The sequence below is a fragment of the Streptomyces sp. NPDC048506 genome, from assembly GCF_040651315.1.
In the GTDB taxonomy this organism is placed as follows: domain Bacteria; phylum Actinomycetota; class Actinomycetes; order Streptomycetales; family Streptomycetaceae; genus Streptomyces.
Map to the genome: position 1 here is coordinate 54024 of NZ_JBEZIX010000015.1, position 15591 is coordinate 69614.

The 15591-nt window shown below is 70.0% G+C and carries 16 protein-coding genes, 3 pseudogenes and 1 riboswitch; of the genes and pseudogenes, 8 read left to right on the forward strand and 11 right to left on the reverse strand.

What is annotated here, in order from left to right; translation table 11 throughout:
- Positions 1–217 precede the first annotated feature (217 nt).
- Entirely contained in the window at positions 218–1345 is a 1128-nt protein-coding gene (locus AB0C96_RS14525) for an acyl-CoA dehydrogenase family protein (RefSeq protein ID WP_362917405.1), read from the forward strand.
- On the opposite strand, the gene AB0C96_RS14530 is transcribed toward AB0C96_RS14525, so the two are convergent.
- Together AB0C96_RS14530 and AB0C96_RS14535 are read right to left on the reverse strand one after the other, a co-directional pair.
- Entirely contained in the window at positions 1335–2429 is a 1095-nt protein-coding gene (locus AB0C96_RS14530; RefSeq protein WP_362917217.1) for a sugar ABC transporter permease, read from the reverse strand. The genes AB0C96_RS14525 and AB0C96_RS14530 overlap by 11 nt on opposite strands.
- Positions 2426–3568: an MFS transporter gene (locus AB0C96_RS14535; RefSeq protein WP_362917219.1), complete on the reverse strand. Its 1143-nt coding sequence runs from the start codon at positions 3566–3568 to the stop codon at positions 2426–2428. The genes AB0C96_RS14530 and AB0C96_RS14535 overlap by 4 nt, the downstream gene beginning before the upstream one ends.
- A gap of 489 nt (positions 3569–4057) precedes the next feature.
- On the opposite strand from AB0C96_RS14535, the pseudogene AB0C96_RS14540 reads away from it, so the two are divergent.
- From AB0C96_RS14540 to AB0C96_RS14550, 3 genes and pseudogenes are all read left to right on the forward strand, one after another.
- Positions 4058–4267, forward strand: a pseudogene (locus AB0C96_RS14540) (short-chain fatty acyl-CoA regulator family protein); the annotation flags it as partial.
- Positions 4268–4347: 80 nt separating this feature from the next.
- Positions 4348–4529: riboswitch (cobalamin riboswitch) on the forward strand.
- A gap of 218 nt (positions 4530–4747) precedes the next feature.
- A complete protein-coding gene (locus tag AB0C96_RS14545) occupies positions 4748–5128 on the forward strand; it encodes an acyl-CoA thioesterase (protein ID WP_362917407.1) in 381 nt (126 codons plus the stop codon).
- A gap of 156 nt (positions 5129–5284) precedes the next feature.
- A pseudogene (locus AB0C96_RS14550) lies at positions 5285–5523 on the forward strand (transposase); the annotation flags it as partial.
- Between the two features lie 641 nt (positions 5524–6164).
- Here the strand turns inward: AB0C96_RS14550 and AB0C96_RS14555 are convergent.
- Positions 6165–6623, reverse strand: coding sequence for a PaaI family thioesterase (locus tag AB0C96_RS14555; protein WP_362917221.1), 459 nt, complete (start codon positions 6621–6623; stop codon positions 6165–6167).
- A gap of 66 nt (positions 6624–6689) precedes the next feature.
- Between AB0C96_RS14555 and AB0C96_RS14560 the strand changes: the two genes are divergently transcribed.
- The gene (locus AB0C96_RS14560) at positions 6690–7412 is read left to right on the forward strand and encodes a helix-turn-helix domain-containing protein (protein ID WP_362917223.1); all 723 of its coding nucleotides are present in this window, start codon (positions 6690–6692) and stop codon (positions 7410–7412) included.
- A gap of 52 nt (positions 7413–7464) precedes the next feature.
- Here AB0C96_RS14560 and AB0C96_RS14565 read toward each other — a convergent pair whose 3' ends face one another.
- The 4 genes from AB0C96_RS14565 to AB0C96_RS14580 are packed head-to-tail and all read right to left on the reverse strand — an operon-like array spanning position 7465 to position 10517.
- The gene (locus AB0C96_RS14565; protein WP_362917225.1) at positions 7465–8661 is read right to left on the reverse strand and encodes a ferritin-like domain-containing protein; all 1197 of its coding nucleotides are present in this window, start codon (positions 8659–8661) and stop codon (positions 7465–7467) included.
- The gene (locus AB0C96_RS14570) at positions 8658–9350 is read right to left on the reverse strand and encodes a DNA-binding domain-containing protein (RefSeq protein WP_362917227.1); all 693 of its coding nucleotides are present in this window, start codon (positions 9348–9350) and stop codon (positions 8658–8660) included. The genes AB0C96_RS14565 and AB0C96_RS14570 overlap by 4 nt, the downstream gene beginning before the upstream one ends.
- On the reverse strand, positions 9343–10194 hold the full coding sequence (locus AB0C96_RS14575) for a DUF692 domain-containing protein (protein ID WP_362917229.1): 852 nt from the start codon (positions 10192–10194) through the stop codon (positions 9343–9345). The genes AB0C96_RS14570 and AB0C96_RS14575 overlap by 8 nt, the downstream gene beginning before the upstream one ends.
- Positions 10191–10517 (reverse strand): hypothetical protein, encoded by a 327-nt coding sequence (locus AB0C96_RS14580; RefSeq protein WP_362917231.1) that lies wholly within the window; start codon positions 10515–10517, stop codon positions 10191–10193. The genes AB0C96_RS14575 and AB0C96_RS14580 overlap by 4 nt, the downstream gene beginning before the upstream one ends.
- Before the next feature lie 774 nt (positions 10518–11291).
- Between AB0C96_RS14580 and AB0C96_RS14585 the strand changes: the two genes are divergently transcribed.
- Positions 11292–11840 (forward strand): hypothetical protein, encoded by a 549-nt coding sequence (locus AB0C96_RS14585; RefSeq protein ID WP_362917233.1) that lies wholly within the window; start codon positions 11292–11294, stop codon positions 11838–11840.
- Between the two features lie 396 nt (positions 11841–12236).
- On the opposite strand, the gene AB0C96_RS14590 is transcribed toward AB0C96_RS14585, so the two are convergent.
- From AB0C96_RS14590 to AB0C96_RS14605, 4 genes and pseudogenes are all read right to left on the reverse strand, one after another.
- Positions 12237–13520 (reverse strand): NPCBM/NEW2 domain-containing protein, encoded by a 1284-nt coding sequence (locus AB0C96_RS14590; RefSeq protein WP_362917236.1) that lies wholly within the window; start codon positions 13518–13520, stop codon positions 12237–12239.
- A 317-nt stretch (positions 13521–13837) separates the two neighbouring features.
- Entirely contained in the window at positions 13838–14158 is a 321-nt protein-coding gene (locus AB0C96_RS14595; RefSeq protein ID WP_362917238.1) for an integrase core domain-containing protein, read from the reverse strand.
- A gap of 98 nt (positions 14159–14256) precedes the next feature.
- A pseudogene (locus AB0C96_RS14600) lies at positions 14257–14571 on the reverse strand (IS3 family transposase); the annotation flags it as partial.
- Positions 14547–14831: a transposase gene (locus tag AB0C96_RS14605; RefSeq protein ID WP_362917240.1), complete on the reverse strand. Its 285-nt coding sequence runs from the start codon at positions 14829–14831 to the stop codon at positions 14547–14549. The pseudogene AB0C96_RS14600 and the gene AB0C96_RS14605, both read right to left, overlap by 25 nt.
- A 183-nt stretch (positions 14832–15014) precedes the next feature.
- Here AB0C96_RS14605 and AB0C96_RS14610 point away from each other — a divergent pair, with 183 nt between their 5' ends.
- Positions 15015–15299 carry a hypothetical protein gene (locus AB0C96_RS14610; RefSeq protein WP_362917242.1) on the forward strand — a complete coding sequence of 95 codons (285 nt, stop codon included), beginning with the start codon at positions 15015–15017 and terminating at the stop codon, positions 15297–15299.
- Positions 15296–15523 (forward strand): transposase, encoded by a 228-nt coding sequence (locus AB0C96_RS14615; RefSeq protein WP_362917244.1) that lies wholly within the window; start codon positions 15296–15298, stop codon positions 15521–15523. The genes AB0C96_RS14610 and AB0C96_RS14615 overlap by 4 nt, the downstream gene beginning before the upstream one ends.
- Positions 15524–15591 lie beyond the last annotated feature (68 nt).

Genomic DNA, 15591 nt, shown 5'->3' on the forward strand with positions numbered 1-15591 from the left:
GGGTGTCTTCTACGGACCTGGACGTACGGGAACCGGACGACGACCGGGGCCGACCAACTCCACACCAGCAAGTCGGACTGTCGGTTCACCGAGTTCCCGGTGGATGTGGAGGAAAGCGGTGGCCCCCTTGGAGCGCGTGCAGGGCATCCCGAGTGCAGCGCCGGCCTTCGGCCGCGGCGGGTTCGGACTGCCGGGCTGTCCGCCCGACGTCGCAGAGTTGCGCGAGCGCGTCGCGGTGTTGGTAGGGGAGCGGGTGATGCCTGCCGAGCCGGTACTCGACGCGGGCGGACCGGCCGCACGCGCCGAGCTGTGTCGGCTCCAGAAGGAGGCGAAGGACGCAGGGCTGTGGGCGCTTCCGCTGCCCGTTGAGCTGGGCGGTCAGGGGCTGCCGCTCTCCCGGTACGCGCATCTGGCCGAGGCCGAAGGGGCCAGCGACCACGGTCCCGCCGCCCTCGGCTCCGCGCCCCTGCTGGACGTGTCGATGCTCGCCCGCCACGCCACCGCGCCCGTCCAGGAGCGCTGTCTGCGACGCATCGCCGCGGGCGAGCTGCGCATCTGCTACGCGATGACCGAGCCCGACACACCAGGCACCGACCCCACCCTGACGTCGACGCGCGCCGAGCCCGGAGCCGAGGGGACGTGGACCGTGCACGGCCGCAAGTGGTTCATCACGGGCGCGGGCGAAGCCGACCTGGTGACTGTCATGGCGCGGACCGGAGACGACCCGTCGGACCTGTCACTGCTCCTGGTCCCCACGTCCGCGCCGGGATTCCGGGTGGTGCGCGAACTGCCGGTTCTGGGGGTGGGCGGTCAGTGGGAGATCGAGCTGGACGGCGTCACCGTGCCCGCGGATCACCTGGTCGGCGAGCGCGGCACGGCGCTGCGCATCGCCGGTGAACGGCTGCGTCTGGGCCGCATCCTGCGCTGTCTGCGCTGGCTCGGACAGGCCGAGCGCGCCTTCGACTTGATGTGCGTACGGGCACGCTCGCGGGCCCAGAGCGCAGGCCCGCTGGCCGACCGGCAGCTCGTCCAGCAGCTGGTCTTCGACGCCTTGCTCGCCATACGTACAACCAGGCCGCTGGTGTACGAGGCGGTGGCCCGTCTGGACGCGGGCGAGGACGCCAGGGTGGAGACCGGGCTCGCCAAGGTCGCGGCGGCCCGGATGCTGCAACACGTCGCCGACGCCGCGATCCAGGTGCACGGCGCGGCCGGACTCGGGCCGGACACCGCGCTGCCGGCGCTCTTCCGGACGGGGCGCGCGGCGCGGTTGCTCGACGGCCCGGATGAGCTGCACATCGCCGCGGTGGCGCGTCGGGTCCTGCGTGCGTACGACGTCACATCGTGAACGGCTGCGTCAGCCCGGTGAGGAGCGCCAACCCCCACGCCAGGAAGAAGTCTCCCCAGACCAGCTCGTGGCGGGTGGCGAGGCCGCGCTCGGCGTCGTAGCAGCCGTCCTGCAATACTCCCGTCGGGGACAGGTGTGCTTCCGTCAGGCGGCGCAGGACCAGCCGCCCTCGGGTCGCCAGCCGATCGCCCTCCGGCTCGTCGCCCGTGGCCCGCGCGAACGCGGCCAGCTTCAACGCCGCCACCACCTCGATCGCTGCGGCCGATGCATCGACCGGGCCGTGCGGATGTGCGTCCTGCGCCGGCGGGATCAGCCTCGCATCCGGCGCGAGGCGCAGTGCGGCAAGGTGTGCTGCGGCCTTCCGCAGACCGGTGTCCTCGTCCCCGAGCCAGTGCAGCGCGTCGGCGACCGCCAGCAACAGCCACGCCGCCGTGCGGCTCCAGCCGGGCGCGGGCTCGGGGTACGCCGTCCATGCGGCGGGCGGCCGGGCCTGCCATGCCGGCCGTGGCGGCTCCTCGGACAGGCAGAGTTCGAGGTGCCGGATGAGGTGGCCGTACGCGGCGGCCGGCCCGCTGCCCGGCGCGTGCGCCAGCAGAGGTACCAACCCCGGCACCCCGTCCGCGCGTGCCAGCAACCGCGGCCCGCCGAAGGCATCGCCCCATGGCACCAGCCCCAACTCCGCGTCGTACGCGGCCAGACAGGCCCGCGCCGCCTCGTCCCTCAGCTCGCCCGCCGCCTCGTGGCCACCTGGCCCGGCGGCCAAAGCGGTGCCGTACCAGAACACCAGGCCGCGCGTGGCCGTGTCCTGCTCGACCCAGTACCGCAACCGCTGCGTGCAGTCGGCCGCGGCCTTCCGGTGGTCCGGGTCGCCCGAGGACAGCGCACGCAGCCACAACAGTCCGGCCCAGAAGCCGCCGGTCCACGAACCCCGAGCGGTGGTGGTCCAGGACCCGGTGTCCGGGTCCGCGTACAGGGGGAAGCGCGGACCGACCTCGTCCGCCGTCACCGAGACCCGCGCCAACAGGGACGCCAGCGCCCGGTCGGCCCAACTCGCCTCTCCTGACGGCGTGTTCATTACGCTCATCCCGGCTCCCCGCGGCGGCGCGACATCAGCGGTACGGCGACCATCGCCGCCGCCACGAACTCGGCGGCCACCAGGAGCCATCCCGGTACGTAGCCGGAGGCCGACACCAACGCACCGAACAACGGCGGGCCCACCGCGAACCCGGCGAAGAAGCCCGCCGAGACCAGCGCCGAATCCTGCCCGGCACGCCCCGGAGCCGCCCGTTGCATCACCAGCACCATGGACACCGCATTTGCCGACACCGCGAACGATCCGAGGGTGATCGCGGCCACCCACACCAGCGGATGCGCCAGGACCGCGGCGGCGAGGAGCAGCGCCGCGCCCACCGCCCCGGCCGCCAGCAGCGCGGGCATCGCCTCGGCCCGCCCCGGCCGCCCCGCCGCACGCGACCACCCCACGCGCCCGCCTATGCCGGCGACGCCGAGAACGGCTACGAGTGCGGCGGCCGTGGTGGGGGAGAGGCCCAGCCGCTGCGAACCGAACAACGCCAGGTACGTATTGACCGAGGCGATACCGCAGCCGAGCAACAAGGAGAAGACCGCCAGCCGTTTCGTCACACCTCGCGAGGAGGACGGTGGGCGCTGGCCGGGAGCCGTCGCCGGCGCGTCGGGCGGCAGTGCGAGAGCGGCCCACCCCGCGGCCAATGCCGCCGTGCCCGCCGCCGTCCACACCGCACCGCGCCAGCCCACGCCCACGGCCAGCAGTGACAGCGGCAGCCCCGCCACGAAGGCGCCGAACTGCACTCCGGACTGCTTGAGCCCGGTGACCCCACCCCGCCGCTCGGCCGGAACGACGGCCAGGATCACCTTGTTGGTCGCCGGATTGGCCAGGGCCTGCGGCAGACCACCGAGCGCCACCGCGGCCAGCAGCATCCCCGCCCCCGGAGCGGCCCCGATCAACGTCAACGAGACCCCGGCGAGCAGCAACAGCACCACCAGACAGCGCCGCGGCCCGACCCGGTCAACCAACCGCCCCGCCACCGGCGACAGCAGAGCCGCCGCACCGAACCCGGCCGTGGTCGTCAGCCCCAGCACCGTCCGCGAGATGCCCAGCTCGCCGATCAGTCGCGGCCCGAGCGCCCCGATCAGGAAGAGCTGCATCATCGAGAAGGCCATCGCGCTCGTCAGCAGGACGGTCACAGCCGGGCCCGGCCCTCGCGACCCTGTTATGTCGCCGTCGGGTCCGCCGGCCTCCGCTTCTGTCTCCGCCCCTCGCTTCACTCGCACCGCAGCAGCCCTCCCGAGACGCCGGCCCGCGACCCCTCCATGGGGCCCGCCCCAGTCAGTCGTATGGGCCGGGTCGCCAGTTCCCGGTCGCCGGCCGACCGCAGGCTGGTCGTTCTTGTCAGCACCGCCGGCGGCTGAAGGTGACGCTTTACGCAGGCCATGGTCGGCATTCGGCCACCCCCTGTCCGAAACCGGTGGGGCGCCTTGTCATGATGTCGGTGCCATGCCTGTCACCGCTGCGCTGCGATATATCCGGGCCGCGGTGTTCGCCGCGGTCTGCGTCGTGTTGTCCGCGACAGGGCATGCCGTGATGTCCGGTCCTGCGCTGCCAGGGTGGACGCTCGCGGTGGCTTCGGCGGCGACTCCGACGCCGTCGAGCACTTCATACGCACCTCCCACCGCTGCGAGATCCGCCACGCCTCACGCGTCGTCTGCTCCGACGGCCTCGACCTCGACGGTCCCTCCGCCGCCACACCCATCGGCATGGGCTGCCACGTCTGCGAACGCTTCGACGGCTCCCAGCGCGCTGCACCGGCCCTCGGTCGCCCTCTGAAGATCGACCAGAACAGCGGCACGTTCGTGCCGTATCCGGTGGCGGACCGCCCGGCGTGACGGCGCCGCGGAGCACAGGAAGTAGGGCCGGCTCCCGTTGCGGTTACCCTGGCGTGGCAGCTGGTTCGCCCCGTCAGCCAGGCGGGCGTGTCGTAAGAGGGAACCCGGTGAGAGTCCGGGACTGCCCCGCAGCGGTGAGCGGGAACGACCGCCGTCATACGCACTGGGCCCGCATTCGGGCCCGGGAAGCGACGGCCAGTAGATGCCTGGTACGTACGACTCGTACGTGCGGGAGGCGTGCCCGCGAGTCCGAATACCTGCCGCTGCCCGTACGCCACGGGGCGTGCGGTGATCTCGGCGGCTCGACGGAGGCCGGCGGATCCGGGCACACGGTGTGCCCCTCCGTCACCGCTTCCTTCGCGCCCCGGGCCTGCTTGCCGCGACTCGCGAAGGAGAGTTGACGTGGCCGACCGAACCGTCACCCTGCATTCCGCTGCCAAGAAAACACCGGCTGATTCCCGGGTCACACTCGCGCACATCATGAGCGAGCACGACACCAACCTCTACGGCACCATCCACGGTGGCGTCGTGATGAAGCTCATCGATGACGCAGCCGCTGCCGCCGCCGGGCGCCACGCCGATGGCCCGGCCGTGACCGTCTCTGTCGACCGGATGACCTTTCTCGCCCCCGTGCGCGCCGGCGATCTGCTCAGCGTGCACGCCGAACTCGAACGCGCCGGCCGGACATCGATGACGGTGGTGGTCCGTGTGACGGCCGAGCGCTGGAACGCCGCCGGCCCCGTCGCCGAAGTGGCCACCGGCCGACTCACCTTCGTCGCGATCGACGCCGAAGGCACGCCCCGCCCGGTTCCCGCTCTTGACGACGGCGGGACGAACGCGCGTGGAGGCCAACTCGCCTAGCGACGTGCGCACGGGTGGTTCTGTTCGCGAGAAGCTCGTGAACAGAACCACCCGTGCCACCAGAGTGCCAGCAGGGTCCGGGCCAAAGCGGTGAGCTGGTACTCGACCTGCAGTGGCGCCTCAGGATGTGCGTGCCTTGCCACCAGTCCGTCGAACGACGACGAGGAGTAGCTGTTGGCCTTCCTCGGCTTCCCCGCCGAGCACTGGATCCATTTGCGCACCACGAACCCCATTGATTCCCCATCTCCACCGTGCGGTCGCGGACCAACGTCACCCGCGGGGCCGGCTCCCGCACCGCCGCCCTGGCCATGGTCTTCAAGCTGGTGGAGTCCGCCCAGCGGCGGTGGCGGGCGGTGAACGCGCCTCACCTGGTCGCGTCTGTCCGGGCAGGTGCACGCTTGGAAGTCGTACACCAGCGGTCGACGTACAGCACTGATTGGTGCGCGGCCGGCGCTGACAGGTCTCGCTCTTGGCCATCGACGAAGCCCGACCGTCGGTTAGGTCCCGGGTCGGCCCCGGGCCGCCCCCAGACAGAATCGGGGATGAAGCTGCTCTACAGAGCTGGACACCCCGGAAGTCGACCGCGCATCCAAGATGCTAGCCAGGGCCACTGACAACCCACCCTGCGAACGCGGCAGCCCTCGGCCCTGTTCCGCTCACCCCCTCACCCCCGCACCACAAGCGCACCAGATCGAGCGGGGAACAGCGGGGAGCCGGTGAAAGCAGCCCAACCCGACTGAGCCACGATCCGACCGATCGCCCACGTCAAGGCTGACCTGCGCCGATGCGGATCAGAACCTGCCTGGCCGGCGGATATCCACCTTTCACGGTCTTTCAGGTTCATGCCGTCTTACACAGCCGATTCTCCCCAGATTCTCCCATCGTGGCCACGCTCACGTGGTGCACGTCTTTGACAGTGCCTTGGCCGGCTGGCCGGTGGTCGAGCAGCCGGGCGGCGATCACAGCGGACCGGGGCATGTGGCGCTGGGCGGCGACGGATCGGGCCGTCTCAGGGCCATCACTCGTGGAGCCGCTCTCACTGGACGGGGAAGATCGCGCACGTGGTGGTGGCGTGTGCGTACACCTTCCCGTCGTCGACGCCGACCACCTGAGCCTCGGCGGTGCCGAGCGTGCGCCCGACGTGGACGGCGGTGCCGGTCGCCCGGAGCTTTCCGGTCCGCGCGGTCACCGGCCGGATGAGATGCACGTTGAGCTGTGCGGTCGTGTAGCCCGTACCGGCGGGCAGGCGGCTGAAGACCGCGGAGCCGAGCGCCGAGTCCAGCAGGGTGGTCAGGTAGCCGCCGTGCACGGTGCCCATCGGGTTGTACAGGTGCTCGCCGGTTCCGCCCTCGAAGACCGCCCGGCCGGGCTCGGCGTCGACGAGCGTGAAGCCGAGCGTGTGCGAGATGGGTGCCTGCGGCGTACGGCCCTCGATGATCGAACGCAGGAAGTCCAGGCCGGAAGGAGCGGTGGTTTCGGTGTTTTCGCTGCTCATGGCAGTAACGCTAGATCGCTTCCACGCCAAGACAAGTACGGATTCTGGACCGCTACCGTGGGCTGCATGAGTGGATACGGGCAGTTCTGCGCGGTCGCCCGCGCGCTGGAAGTCCTGGGTGAGCGGTGGACGCTGCTGGTCGTACGGGAGCTGCTGCTGGGCGAGCGGCATTTCAACGACATCCGCCGGGGTCTGCCGCGCATCTCACGGACCATGCTCTCGACGCGCCTGAAGACCCTGGAGAAGGCCGGGATCGTGTCACGGGAGGACGGCGGCTACCGGCTCACCGAGGCGGGCGAGAATCTGGCGCCGGTGGTGCGGGAACTGGGCGGCTGGGCCATGCACTGGGACCGGCGCGGCCTGCGGCCCGAACACCTCGACCCCGATGTCCTGGTGTGGGACATCCGCCGCCGTACCGTGACCGAGCACCTGCCGGAGCGGCGGACCATCGTCGAACTGCGCTTCCGCGGAACCGAGGGCGGGCCGTACTTCCTGCACATCGCCCGGCCGCAGGTCGACCTGTGCACTGACGACGGCGGCTTCGAGGTGGCCTTGCGAGTAGACGCCGACCTGGAGGCACTGACCCGCTACTGGCTCGGTGAGACACCATGGGCCCCGCTCCTGCGCTCAGGAGCCGTCACCTTGACCGGACCGAGCACGCTGCGACGGGCCTTCCCCACCTGGTTCTCCGGCTACCTGCTCCGCGCCACGCCTGCCACGGTCCCACACCGCGGTCGTGCTCCCATCGCCGGACAGCAGCTGAACACCGCGGTGGAGGACGGCGGGTGAGCGAACCCGGCGGCCGCGTTTGCGGCTGAATCCCCTTTGCGGACCGGTCAGTTCATTGCCTGGGGGCCAAGTGGGTGTTGATGCGGTCGACCGTGCCCTCAAGGACGGGTACGGGGCGCTGCCCACCGACGCGACGGCGCCCTCCGTATGGCCGGCGGGCGCCGTCCGCGTGATCAGGGCCGTCAGGGAAGCTGGAGTCCGGCAGCAGCGAGATCTGCCGCTGGACTCCGTCGTCACCGCCCAGTGCGGCATAGCTCGGGAGCAGCTTCTCGCAGAGTGCGGCGAGTTCGGCCTTCGGCTGCTTGGTCTTGAACGCGTAGTACTGGAAGGGCGGTCCGGCGTTGACGGACGGCTGCCCCTTGACGAGCGGTGTCCGCACCAGGAGCTCGCAGACCGGGTACAGCAACCCCTGCATCACAGCTATGAAGCTGCGTTCGTAGGCGTACCGGTCGCTCTGCGTGAACAGGTCCTTGTCCTGTGCGGGGTCGTGCACCTGCATGGGCGTCTGGTAGATGGCGTCCAGAAGCGCCAGGACGTAGCAGTAGACGGCGTTGGAGAACTCCATCAGGTCCTTGACGTTCTGGTCCGCCTTGACGGTCTTCAGGTCCGGGTCGTCGAGCACCGGCCAGATGACTTCGGCGTCGTCGATCGTGTACTTCTGCTTGCCGGTGTCGTCACAGACGACACCGATGCCGTCGAGGCCCTTCGCGATGTCGGAGAACTTGGTGTAGTGGGACGCCTGCCACTTGCCGATGTCCTGCGGCGGGTGGTCGTCCGTGCGCACGATCGGGTCGGGGAGCAGGCCCTTGTCCTCGGGAGCTCCCTCGCCCTGCTCGACGATGATCTGCATCGCCTGGATCGCGGACGCCTCGTCCACGATGAGCCGCGGCTGGTCGGAGCCGCCGTTCTGGTTCCAGTAGGCCCGGTGGTACTGGAACTTCCACAGGTCCTTCTTCGCCCTGGCCCAGTCGATGGTCGAGCTGAGGTTGTGGATGCCCCGTTCGATGCGCGCGTAGAACTCGCCGAGGGAGTGGTACGGCTCGATCTCGCCGAGAGCGGCCCCCGGAGGGGTGGCCGGCAGCTCGATCTGCATGAACGTGTTCCTGACCTGGTCGGTGGAGAGCTTCCGCAGCCGCATGGGCAGCTCGGGCTCGCGTTTGAGCATCACGCCCGGGTAGGTGGGGATGACCTTCGGGTCGTAGAGCCGGAAACTCGTGTCCCCGACCGCAACCGATTCCTTCGTGGTCACGGTGAATCATCCTCCGATGCCGATGCCGATGCCGATGCCGGTGGGGAAGTTGGGGGATGCGAAGAAGAGACGTGCAGTCGCGCGTACGCCCCCGGGCTCAGCTCCCGGGTGACGACCGTGAAGTGCCGTCGGGTCACGGCGAGATGGACGGTTCGCTGTGCGGGCGGATCCGGTTCCTCGCCCCGGTGCACCGCGGCCAGGTACGCGTGGACGGGCGCGCAGACCCGCAGCAGCCGCAGGGGCGGCGACGGGGTCGTGCCGTCCTCGGTGCCGGGCGCGTCCAGGACCTCGGTGCAGGCCCGCTCGAAGCGGATCAGGTCGATCAGCAGGTCGATCCACGCCTCGCGCTCCGCGCCGGGCCCGGAGTCCGGCCGCGTACGGGCCAGGTGGCCGGCGAAACCGGTGCTGAGCCCGGCCAGGGTGGGGGAGCGGGAGGGGTGCGCGTCCAGGTGGCCCTGCGCGAAACCGTCGAAGATCTCCTGCCCGAGCAGGTGCACCGCCCCCGGGTGCAGGGTGCGCATGCACTCCAGCAACCGCAGCCGGTAGCCCTGTTGGTGGACGAGCAGCCGCTCGCGGGCCGACAGCCGACTGGACGCGGTGATCGTGTGGCCGGGGTCCTCGCCTGTCGGGTGCAGGATCACCGACTGCATCCAGCGCTGCACGGCGGCCAGCGAGGTGGCGTCAGCCACGGGAGCCCCCCGCCGGTGCGGCTGCCGCCCGCTCCTGTGCCCTGTCGAGCTCGGCCAGCAGCTCCGGGAACGGCGGCAGCTTGTCGTCGCGTTCCAGCAGGGTGGACACTCCGCCGGTCAGCTCGGTCGCCAGCCGGTACAGCTCCCACACCGGTTCGGACACGGGCGCGTCGTGGGTGTCGACGATGTGCGTGCCGTAGTGGGTGTGCCCCGCGAGGTGCATCTGGACCACGCGCTCGTGCGGCAGCTCCCGCAGGTAGCGCACCGGGTCGAAGTCGTGGTTGAACGCGGAGACGTGGACGTTGTTCACGTCGAGCAGCAGTCCGCAGTCCGCCTCCTCCGCCATCCGCCCGAGGAACTCCCACTCGGCGAGCGTGGAGGCGCGGAACTCCACGTAGCTGCTGGGGTTCTCCAGGACCAGCCGGCGCTCCAGCATGTCCTGGACGATGCGCACGCGGCGCACGACGTGGTCGAGGGTCTCCTCGGTGAACGGCAGCGGCAGCAGGTCGTGGGTGTGCACGCCCAGCACGCCCGTCCAGCACACGTGGTCCGAGACCCACGGGGCCCGTACCTCGTCGGCCAGCCGCTTCAGCCGGCGCAGGTAGCCGAAGTCCAGGGGGTCCGTGCTCCCGATGGACATTGAGACCCCGTGCAGGACGACCGGGTACCGTTCGGCGATCTCCGCCAGGGCGTGGCGTCTGCCGCCGCGGGTGTCCAGGAAGTTCTCGGAGATGATCTCGAAGAAGCCGACGTCCGGCTGGTGCCGGCGGATGTACGGGAGGTGCGGCGTCCGCAGCCCGACCCCGAGGCCGAGGTGCGGCAGGCCCAGCCGTGCCTCGCTCACTGCGGCTGCGACATGTAGTCGTAGTGCGGCATCCGATCATCCTCGACGCCCTCGCCCGGGGCCGGGCCGAACGCCTTGCCCGCCGGGTACATCCGCGCCTCGAAGAGCCGACGAGCCTGCTTCCACACGCTCTTGGCCTTCAGCGGGCCGGCCGAGAAGACCCGGCTCTCGTTGATCGGGCTGGCACAGCTGCCGTTGTAGCGGCAGTCCTGCTCGCCCGGCTGGAACTGCTCGTAGTCCGTGCCCGCGTAGCCGCAACCGCCCTGGCCCCGGCAGGCGCCTTCGCCGTGGCAGACGTGCAAAACGGTCGCGCAGGTGCCCATGCCTGCCATGGGGGCCTGGCCCGACGCGTCAAGCCCGGCACAGGAGTTGAGGCCCATACAGACGTGCAGCTCCCGGGCCACTTCCTGGGGGGAGCAGGTTCGGATCCGGGTCCGGGCACCTCTGGGGACTGCGGGCGGAGTGCGCGGGGCGCTCACTCATGGTGGTCGTACCTCCCGGCTCGAAGACGAAGGCCACACCCTGGCAGGGCGGCCCGAGGGGACGGCAGAGGGAGATCCGGCCACGGCGCCCCCGGGGGAACAGATCGGGCCACTGTCCGGTCATCCGGTCGACGTCGGCTCCTTGCCGCGGAATCCGCCGGCGGTCGACGAGTTCCACAAGAGCATCGCCCCGGGGGCCGACGGAGCTCAGGAAGGAGCTCGACCCGCCGTCCAGGACCTGGCGGACTGAGCTCCTTGACTGAGGACGGCTGGGCCCTGGAGCCTGCCACTGACCTGGCACGGTCGCCGGGCCGGCAGGCCGAGGTCGAGGCGCTTGTCAGCGAATTTGCTTGCCCTGTGGGCCACTTGAGCGCAATCGGCGATGGGACGCCCCGCCGGGCTGTGCCAGTCCGGCGGGACACGGCTCGCCTTCCAGCGGATGTGAACCATCAGCCAGATGCCACCGATGGCAGCCACAGCGGGCGAACCGGTGTCATCTCGGTTGGTCTGGTTCGTCGCTGTCCCGTCTCTCGCGGTATCCCTGCTCCCAGCCTGAGGACTTGATGTCCGAGATCAAGGCCGACGGTGATCGACGGCTGTGGCATGCTCGTCCGCATGATCGATGTCCCGCCCGATGGCTGGTCGTTCGCAACGGCCCGGGAGCCGGCTCGGTTCAGTGCCTGCGAGGTGAACGGCGCTCCTGGTGTTGAGCACGCGGTGGGCGCGCGCGGGACCCTGTGCGGGAAATCGGCGCGGCACACCACCCGGTATCTGCACCTGTTCGATCGAGGCGCAGTGCATTCGTGTCTGCGGTGTCGTGAGAAGGCGGAAGCCGCTCCGACAGAGCCGAGCGGACAGGAGCGCCTTCATGACAGGGTTCAGGCCGCCGCTCAGGGGAGAGTCCGTGACGACCTGCTTGCCGCGCTTCGCAAGGGCGCAAGGGTCGCCGTGTGGATCAACGGTCCATCCGCAGCCCTGGCGAGGCGCTACGCGAAGCTCGACGAGTTGACCGACGGGGCGGGGCCCGTCGCTGATGCTCTCGATGCCGCTGCGGCGATCGGTTTGGCCCGCGTTGAGGACGGACCTTGGCGGTTCATCGTTGTCCTACCGGAGGACGGCGGTTGCCCGCTCGTCGCACGCGGACCACGCGACCTTCACTCGTAGGTTCATGGCCGACGCGCTCACCACGGCCCCGGCGGCGAAGCACACCTTCCGGCTGACGTTCCTCGGCCTCGGTGCGGTGGCACTGCCCGTCGAGGGATCGAGGGATCGAGGGATTGGGGGATCGGCGGATCGGGGGCGCCAACACCATGGCGATCTCGGCACTGGAGCGGCGCTCCGAGATCGGGTCGTGCCCCGCGCCGGGGGCACGACCGGGGCCGGATCGGACTGCAATTCCTCCCCCAGTCCGTGACGCTCTCGACCCTCGGCGGAGCGACGGGCGTCGCACGCGCCCTGACGGTCACCATCGGCTGGGCCCTCAACCAGAACTGGCCGCTGACTCCTCCCTCCCTGCCGGTCCTGGCGGGTGGTGTGGTCACAGCAGCTGCCGGCGACCGCTCAGCGGCACGTGATGAGGGGACCGGCCCAGTCGGCGTGGTCGGAGTTGTTGCCGTTGCCGCCGTCGGTGACCACGAGACGCAGCTCGGTGCCGCCGGTCAGGTCTGCGGTGAGGTGCTTCGCGGGCTGGTCGACCGTCATCAGCCCGCTGTCGGCGAGCTTGGTGCCGTCCCGGTAGATCTGGAAGACCACCGAGCCGTTTGCGCCCACTTCGTCGTCGATGCCCACATCCACGCTGAGGGCGGAGCAGGCGCCGCCGAGGTGATAGGTGATCTCGCTGAAGGCGTGGGCCCCCAGCCCTTCGGGGTAGCTGGTTCCCTGGATGGTGAGGGGACGTCCGTCGATGCTGCGATTCAGCCTTACCGGCGCCCAGCCGTTCTGGCTGGAGGTCCACGGCCGGGCGCTCAACGCGGTGGTTCGGGCGGTCGACGGCGTGCCCTCGGAGCCCGGGTGCGCGGACGGCGACGGCTTTGCCGACGACGAGGGCCGGGAGCTCGGAGGCTTCGACGCCGTGGTGCGGGTGGGGGACGGGGATCCCGTCGCTGTGCTGGAGGCGTTCGCCGAGCCGCTGGGCGCAGCCGTCGGCGGGTGGTCCGGAGTGGTGGCCGACGAGGGACCGGACCGTCCAGGGCTGCCGGCCGAGGCGTCATGGCGCGCCGGTCCGAGCAGGGTGCCGACGGATATGGCAACGCCGGCCAGGACGGTCACGGCACCAGCAAGCACGGCGATACGCGCCGGTGAGAGCCGGGACACCTGGGCCGTGCGCGGTCCGGCGGACCGTTTCTGCCCCACAGGGCGCATGGCGACGGAGGGTTCGCCGCCGGTGGCGGAATCCCGTTCGCCGTCGGAGGGATCGGGTCCGCCCCCTGACTGGTTGGCCAGCCAGGAGTCGAAGCCATCGCGCAGCTCGGTGTTCCGGGCATTCTGGTGCCAGGCGGCGGCGGTGTGGCGTACCGCCGCCAGCAAGCTGTCCCGCCAAGCCGCATCAGACCCCTCTCCCGGCTTGGGGGAGTGCAGGACGCTGTCGATGGCTTCCTTCGCCAGATCCGCTGCGGCCTGGGAGGATCTGGTGCAGGTGCGGGCGTAGGCCAGTACGGCGGCGTAGTGCCGGCGGTGGAACTCGTTGAGGGCTTCCTCGCCTGCCTTGACCGCGCCGTCCGGAGCCGGCTCGCCATACGGAGCAGCCGCCGCCCGGCGGCCGGTCCGGGCTGCCGCTCGGATGTGCTGGACCAGCTCGGTGTCGGAGGGTGCTGTCCCGCCGATGGTGTCGAATTGCTCTTGCATGAGTGGGCTACTGACCCTTCAACGTCCTGACGTTGAGTGAAAATACCGCACGACGTGGACGGATGTGATGGCAGCCCGTCGTAGTGACCGAGCCCAGGCGAAGATTGGATGCTGATGACGGCGCGACATGACATGACGTCACCTGACTGACAGGGCATCGGTCTTCGCCTGTACGAGCGCGTAATCGGCTGCTTGGATGCCGTGGGATGCACGGGCGTCGGCGCTTGAGTGCGAGCTCTTCGTCCTCCTCGCCGCCCGCATCAAGGGCCTGGCTGTACCAGCTGAATGACCATCCCCTCTGTGTGTGGAGGGTTTCGTTAAGCAGCTTGGGGCTGCTGTTCTCTGATGTGGTGTCGGTTCTCGTAGTCGATGGGTGAGAGCCAGTCGCAGGCCGAGTGCCTGCGGCGCGGGTTGTACCAGTCGGTGATCCAGGTCCCGATTTTGATGCGGGCCTCGGCCCGGGTGTGGAAGCGGTGGCGGTGGATGTACTCGACCTTCAGCGTCGAGTTCGTCGCCTCGGCGACCGCGTTGTCCAGAGCCGACCCGACGCGCCCCATGGATTGCACCACGCCCAGCCGGTCGCAGGCGTCACCGAAGATCTTGGACGTATATTCCCTGGGTTCAACCAGTCGTTGCAACACTCCTGATCAGAGGGGTGTGTTGTGGGACGGCCAGCGGGTTGGATGACGGAGTTGACAGGGCGGTCGCCGATGAAGTCGCCGGGGCGGCCCTCGACGCGGCCGGCCAGCCCGAGCTCGGCCATGATCTTGGCGATCGTGTTCTTCGAGACTCGCCAACCACGTTCGCGCAACTCGATGTGGACCCGCGGGGAGCCGTAAGTGCGGCCCGAGGCGTCGAAGACCTCTTTCACCGCCAGGGCGAGATCGGCACGACGCTCATCACGCCGGGTCGGCGGGCGCCCCAGCCACTTGTAGAACCAGGGCTGCGAGACCTCAAGGGCCCGGCAGGAGACGGCGTGCGGCACCCGGTGGCTGGTCCTCTGGTCGGCTATGAAGTCCGCAACGGTCACTTCGTCGCCTCCTTGACCCACAGGACCACTGATCGCTTGAGGACATCACGTTCCATCCGAAGCTCGTGAATCTCCTTGCGCAGCCGCGCAAGTTCGGCCCTCTCGTCCGGGTCCAGGCCGGCCCGGGTGGCCTCCTTCTCCCTCAAGATCCAGGTAGCCAGCGTGCCCTCGTTGATCCCCAGATCACGCGCAACCTGCGCGACCGGCTTCCCCGTCTCACGGGCAATCCGGACCGCCCCGGCCCGAAACTCCGCGTCGTACCTCTTGCATATCTCTGCCATCAAACTTCCTCATAGCGGATCTCCACACTATGAGGGGAGGGACAGCTTCGCCGGTACCCCAGAAGACGCCCTGCACTGCGCCTGTGGCCTCCACCTCGCCGACCCCGGCATCTGACCCGACACCGCATGCGACACCGGCTCCGGAGCCAACCCCCGAAGGATTTACGACGGGGTCGTGGAGCTGTGGAAGAAGGAGGTCTGGCCGCGGGTAAGGCCACCGCGACCGCGTGCGACGGCTGGATCGTCTTCGAGGACGAGGCTGGTCAGTCGATGACGCCGCCGCGCGCCAGAACCTGGGGCCGTGTGGGCCGGACGCCGGTGGTACAGGTGCGGGGCAGGGGCTTGGGACGGGTGTCGATGGCGGGTATGACCTGCTACAAGCCGGGCGAGCGATCCCTGATGTTCTACGCGGTTCGCGAATACAGGGGGCGCAAGGGCCAGCCGAAGGGCTTCGGCGGCGTGACTTGAGTGACCTGCTCGTCCGGGCCCGCGTCCAGCTCGGTGGCCCGAATGTGCTGGTCCGGGACAACGTCCGTATCCACCTGACGGCCCCCGTTCCGGGAGTTCATTGCCGCGAACGCCGGCTGCTCACCGTCTTCCAGTTTCCCTCGTACGCACCGGACCTGAACCCGAAGGAAGGCGTCTGGTCGACGGTCAAGCGCGACATCGGCAACCTTGCGCAGTCGACCTGAGTCAGATGACCAGGGCCGTGAAGCGCCGGCTCAAGCAGATCCAGTACCGCCCTGACCTGGTCGACGGC

Excerpts from the sequence above, each read along its gene's own strand:
- AB0C96_RS14530 (WP_362917217.1), bottom strand. The coding sequence starts at position 2,429 with ATGAGCGTAATGAACACGCCGTCAGGAGAGGCGAGTTGGGCCGACCGG.
- AB0C96_RS14545 (WP_362917407.1), top strand. The coding sequence starts at position 4,748 with ATGAGCGAGCACGACACCAACCTCTACGGCACCATCCACGGTGGCGTC.
- AB0C96_RS14555 (WP_362917221.1), bottom strand. The coding sequence starts at position 6,623 with ATGAGCAGCGAAAACACCGAAACCACCGCTCCTTCCGGCCTGGACTTC.
- AB0C96_RS14560 (WP_362917223.1), top strand. The coding sequence starts at position 6,690 with ATGAGTGGATACGGGCAGTTCTGCGCGGTCGCCCGCGCGCTGGAAGTC.
- AB0C96_RS14580 (WP_362917231.1), bottom strand. The coding sequence starts at position 10,517 with ATGGGCACCTGCGCGACCGTTTTGCACGTCTGCCACGGCGAAGGCGCC.
- AB0C96_RS14585 (WP_362917233.1), top strand. The coding sequence starts at position 11,292 with ATGATCGATGTCCCGCCCGATGGCTGGTCGTTCGCAACGGCCCGGGAG.
- AB0C96_RS14590 (WP_362917236.1), bottom strand. The coding sequence starts at position 13,520 with ATGCAAGAGCAATTCGACACCATCGGCGGGACAGCACCCTCCGACACC.
- AB0C96_RS14605 (WP_362917240.1), bottom strand. The coding sequence starts at position 14,831 with ATGGCAGAGATATGCAAGAGGTACGACGCGGAGTTTCGGGCCGGGGCG.